General features: G+C 67.3%; 4 protein-coding genes. 2 read left to right on the top strand and 2 right to left on the bottom strand.

Annotated features, from left to right (window positions below; genetic code table 11):
* Both ACTJK0_RS05075 and ACTJK0_RS05070 read left to right on the top strand, forming a co-directional pair.
* Nucleotides 1-613 (top strand): MBL fold metallo-hydrolase (locus ACTJK0_RS05075; RefSeq protein WP_440744483.1); only part of this gene is annotated, 613 nt, incomplete at its 5' end.
* A 125-nt stretch (nt 614-738) separates the two neighbouring features.
* Nucleotides 739-3,093 (top strand): FdhF/YdeP family oxidoreductase, encoded by a 2,355-nt coding sequence (locus ACTJK0_RS05070; RefSeq protein ID WP_440744482.1) that lies wholly within the window; start codon nt 739-741, stop codon nt 3,091-3,093.
* A gap of 101 nt (nt 3,094-3,194) precedes the next feature.
* On the opposite strand, the gene ACTJK0_RS05065 is transcribed toward ACTJK0_RS05070, so the two are convergent.
* On the bottom strand, nt 3,195-3,407 hold the full coding sequence (locus tag ACTJK0_RS05065; protein WP_440744481.1) for a hypothetical protein: 213 nt from the start codon (nt 3,405-3,407) through the stop codon (nt 3,195-3,197).
* 63 nt (nt 3,408-3,470) lie between these two features.
* Nucleotides 3,471-4,701 (bottom strand): DUF222 domain-containing protein (locus ACTJK0_RS05060; RefSeq protein ID WP_440744480.1); only part of this gene is annotated, 1,231 nt, incomplete at its 5' end.

Genomic DNA, 4,701 nt, shown 5'->3' with positions numbered 1-4,701 from the left:
CACCATCGAGAACCTGGTCACCTCGGGCACGTTTTCGCTCGACGGCGGCACCTGGGACGTGGATAACAACGTCTGGATCGTGGGCAATGATGAGGAATGCGTCATCATCGACGCGCCCCATGACGCCGCCGCGATCATCAACCAGGTCCGCAGCCGGAAGGTCAGAGCCATCCTGCTCACGCACGCGCACAACGACCACATCGGCGCCGCGCGGGAAGTCGCTGACGCCCTGGGCGCCCCGATCTACCTGAACCAGGAAGACCTGGTGCTGTGGGAGCAGGTCTACCCGGAGGCCAAGCCGGACCACTACCACTCCGACGGTGACGTGTTCCAGGTAGGCGGGGCCACCCTGCGGGCGATCCACACGCCGGGCCATTCCCCGGGGTCCACCTGCTTCTACCTCGAAAGCGAAGGAACGGTCTTCACCGGGGACACGCTGTTCAACGGCGGCCCGGGTGCCACCGGCCGGTCCTACAGCGACTACCCCACCATCCTGAAGTCCATCCGCGAACGGCTGCTCACGCTGCCAGCCCAGACCGTGGTCCGCACCGGCCACGGCGACAACACCACCATCGCCGCGGAACAGGAAACGCTGGCGAAGGTCGCGCAGTAACAAGCGGCATTTAAGAGAGTGACGTGCCGGAGAAAGGCGCGCCGGGAAGGGCCCGGCGCGCTTTTCACTGGCCTTCGAACAACACTCGCCTTCGATTTAGACAGGCCGGTAAGGAAGTTGGAACGATGAAGTTCGGTAAGCAGCCCGCCCCCCTCGCGGATATCAATGAGGACAACCTTGAAGTCCACAAACCCAAGACCGAGGCCGCCGGCGTCAAGGCGGTCATGGTGGCGCTGGAACGCGCGGTGGCGCAGGCCGGGGTTACCCGCACGGCCCAGTCGCTGCTGCGGCTGAACCAGCGCGGCGGGTTCGACTGCCCGGGCTGCGCCTGGCCGGAATCGGACAAGAAGCGCAAGGCCGCCGAGTTCTGCGAGAACGGCGCCAAGGCGGTAGCCGAGGAGAACACCCTGCGCACGGTAGGAGCTGAGTTCTGGGCGAAGCACTCCATTGCCGAGCTTTCCACCAAGACCGAGTACTGGCTGGGCAACCAGGGCCGGCTTTCCGAGCCGGTGGTGATCCGCGAGGGCGAGACGCACTACTCACCCATCTCCTGGGCTGATGCCTTCGAGCTGATTGGTGAACATATCCGCGCCAGCACCCCGGACCGCTGCGTCTTCTACACTTCCGGGCGCACCGCGAACGAGACAGCCTTCCTGTACCAGCTGTTCGCCCGGTCCATCGGGACGAACAACCTGCCGGACTGCTCCAACATGTGCCACGAGTCCTCCGGCTCGGCGCTGAACCCGACTATCGGCATCGGCAAGGGCACGGTGTCGCTGGACGACATCCATGACGCCGAACTGATCTTCGTGGTCGGCCAGAACCCGGGCACCAACCACCCCCGCATGCTGTCCGCGCTGAAGGAATGCAAGGACAAGGGCGGCAAGGTGGTGGCAGTGAATCCGCTGCCCGAGGCCGGCCTGTTCAACTTCAAGGACCCGCAGACGGTCTCCGGGGTGGTGGGCGGCGGCACGCCGTTGGCGGACGAGTACCTGCAGATCAAGGTAGGCGGCGACCTGGCCCTGTTCCAGGCGCTGGGGCACCTGCTCCTTGAGGCCGAAGAGAAGAACCCGGGGACCGTCGTCGACCATTCCTTCATCGCCGCCCAGACGGACGGCTTCGACGCCTACCGTGAAGCGCGCCGCAGCCTGGACTGGGACGAAACTGAGAAGGCCACAGGCCTGGACCGTGCCCAGATCGAGAAGGTCGCCGGGATGCTGGTGGCCTCGAAGGCCTCGATCTTCTGCTGGGCCCTGGGCGTGACGCAGCAGCCACACTCGGTGGACACCATCAAGGAAATGGTCAACGTCCTGCTGCTGCAGGGCAACTTCGGCAAGCCCGGCGCCGGCGCCTGCCCCGTCCGCGGCCACTCCAACGTCCAGGGCGACCGGACCATGGGAATCTGGGAAAAGCCGAAGGAATGGCTCCTCTCGGCGCTCGATTCCGAGTTCGGCATCTCATCCCCGCGGCACCACGGCTACGACGCCGTTGAGTCGATGGAGGCGTTCGAGCGCGACGAGGTGGACGTCTTCGTGTCCATGGGCGGCAATTTCTCGCTGGCGTGCTCGGACACGGAAGCGTTGGAGGCGGGGATGCAGCGGATCGGGCTGACCGTGCACATCTCCACCAAGCCCAACCGCTCGCACATTGTCCACGGCCGCACCTCGCTGATCCTGCCCACGCTGGGCCGCACGGACAAGGATGACAAGCATCCCAAGGGCGCGCAGTTCTTGTCCGTGGAAGACTCCATGTCCGTGGTCCACTCCACCCAGGGGCGGCTGACCCCGGTCTCCGAGCACCTGCTGGCCGAGCCTGTGATCGTGGCCCGTATGGCCGAGGCGACGTTCGGCCCGGACCACTCCGTGGACTGGCGGGGCATGGCCGAGGATTACGACGTGATCCGCGACCACATCGCCCGCGTCCTGCCGGGGTTCGAGGACTTCAACGCCCGGGTGCGGACCAGGAACGGGTTCGTGCTGCCGAACCCGCCCCGGGATACGCGCTCGTTCGCCACGGACATCGGGCGCGGCCGGTTCACGGTCAGCCCGCTGGAGTACCTCACCCCGCCGCCCGGGCACCTGGTTCTCCAGACCATCCGCAGCCACGACCAGTACAACACCACGTTCTACGGCCTGGACGACCGCTACCGCGGCATCTCCGGCGGCCGCCGCGTGATCCTGATCCACCCGGATGACCTCGCCGAAGCCGGTTTCCAGGACCGGGAACTCGTGGACGTGGTCAGCACCTTCCAGGGCGTCGACCGCCGCGCGGACAAGTTCCGCCTGGTGGCCTACCCCACGGCCAGGGGCTGCGCCGCCGCCTACTTCCCCGAGGCCAACGCCCTGGTCCACAAGGAAAACGTCGCCCGCGTGTCCAACACCCCGGGCTTCAAGGCCATGTTCGTCCGCTTCGAACCCCACAAGGGCGGGGTGGGCGTGGCTGAAGAGTCCGCGGGGGCGCTGGCCGGAACACACGCTTAGCCCCGCCGCGGTGAGTTGGCTGCGCCAGAGCTCGAAATAACGACGGCGGCAAGTCCGGCAGGTGCCGGGTGTCGCCGTCGTTGTTGCCCCCAGCCAGGCTTCTACACCGGGTGGTTCCCATCGGGACCGGCTTCCGGGTCCAGGTCCTTGCCATAGCCGCTGGCTGAAGCAAGCCAGGCTACCTGCTGTCCGGCATTCGTCTGGCCTGGCGTGAACTGGTCATCCTGGGTGTCCTGCGGTGTCGCCTCAGACCCCGGCGCCACATCCTCCCAGCAGGTGCTCGTCGACTGGAATGTCTTTGGATACCTCTTCATCAGCCAAGCACCGGCACCAGACACCATGCAAGGCCTGGACAGGGCCGCACTGACCTCGCCGTCTCAGGCGGATGGGGGGTGCAGGACCCGGTCCAGCCAATCTTCTGCCGGGGATAGCTGGAAGTGCACGAGATCCGGAACAGCGCCAAGCGGACTGCATTCCTCCTGCGCCTGGACGCGGTTGTGGAGATTCGGCCAGCGTGGTGGTTCCCAGTCCTGGTGTTCGCTTTGGTAGTGGCGGCCGGTGGGTGAGGTCCAGCCGGGTGGTTCGTTCTTGGTCGCGGGGGTGGGTTTCCAGCCGGTGGCGTGCCGGAGTTTGTGGTGTTTGGGGCAGGGTTGTCCCAGGTTGCTGATCCCGGTGGTGCCGCCCTTGGCCCAGGCGAGGATGTGGTCAGCCTCAGTGTCCAGGGAGTTGTTGCTGCACCCGGGGAACGGGCACTTGCCGTCGCGCATCCTTAGCCAGGTCCGCATCGCTTTCGTGACCCGGTAGCTTGTCCTGCCGATCTCCAGCGGCGCCCCGTCCCGCGGGTCCACCAACACCCGGTAGAACGAACCGGCACCGTCCGCGACGAGCCGCCGGGCCATCGACGCCGGGACCGGCCCGTACCCATCCAGCATTGCCGGCTCATCACTCACGCCCAGCAGCGCACACACCGGAACGGTGACCAGCACCTGCGCCCGGATCGGTGAATGCACATGGTCCAGGGCGGCCCCCGCACCCTCGGTGAAGCTGCCGCTGCCGCGGGTGTCGCTGGCGTCGGTGCTGGCGCTGCCAAGGACCGCGGCGGCGAAGGTGTCGGCGCGGAGCTGGGTCAGGGTCCGGGGTTCGTCCGGCCCCTTCATGGACCGGGCGACGGCGGTGAGCCGGTTCCACCCTGCCTGGGCCTGGTCCGCGGGAAGGTATGCAGAGAGCCAGGCCATTCCGTCCTGGTCCGGCCGGAACTCCACCCGCCGCTCCGCCACCCCTTTGGCGTGCCGCTTCTCGATGCTCTCGGCGTGGTGGCGTTCCCGCCATATCCGGGCCTTGGCCCGGAACCGGTGAGCCGGCAACTGCCCGGCGGGGCAGCCCCGCGCCGCATCCGGTGCTTCGGGGTCCAGGAAATGGGCTTCCAACGCCGCCGCCCCGCCAGCGTCCAGGCCTCCGGTTTCGTCCGCCATCACCACCGCGTGGCTCCATGAAATCGTCCCGGCCTGCAAAGCCTCCAAGGTCCGCGGCAAACCGGTGGTCAGGGCGTGGGAGGTGCCCAGGAACGTGCCCGCGGCCCGCGGACCAAGGGCCAGCAGGCAGCCGATC

It is taken from the genome of Paenarthrobacter sp. 22069, from assembly GCF_052046035.1.
Classification (GTDB): domain Bacteria; phylum Actinomycetota; class Actinomycetes; order Actinomycetales; family Micrococcaceae; genus Arthrobacter.
Note: the sequence above shows the minus strand (reverse complement) of the source record. Positions and strands in the feature narration are given on the sequence as shown.

Excerpts from the sequence above, each read along its gene's own strand:
- ACTJK0_RS05065 (WP_440744481.1), bottom strand. The coding sequence starts at position 3,407 with ATGAAGAGGTATCCAAAGACATTCCAGTCGACGAGCACCTGCTGGGAG.
- ACTJK0_RS05070 (WP_440744482.1), top strand. The coding sequence starts at position 739 with ATGAAGTTCGGTAAGCAGCCCGCCCCCCTCGCGGATATCAATGAGGAC.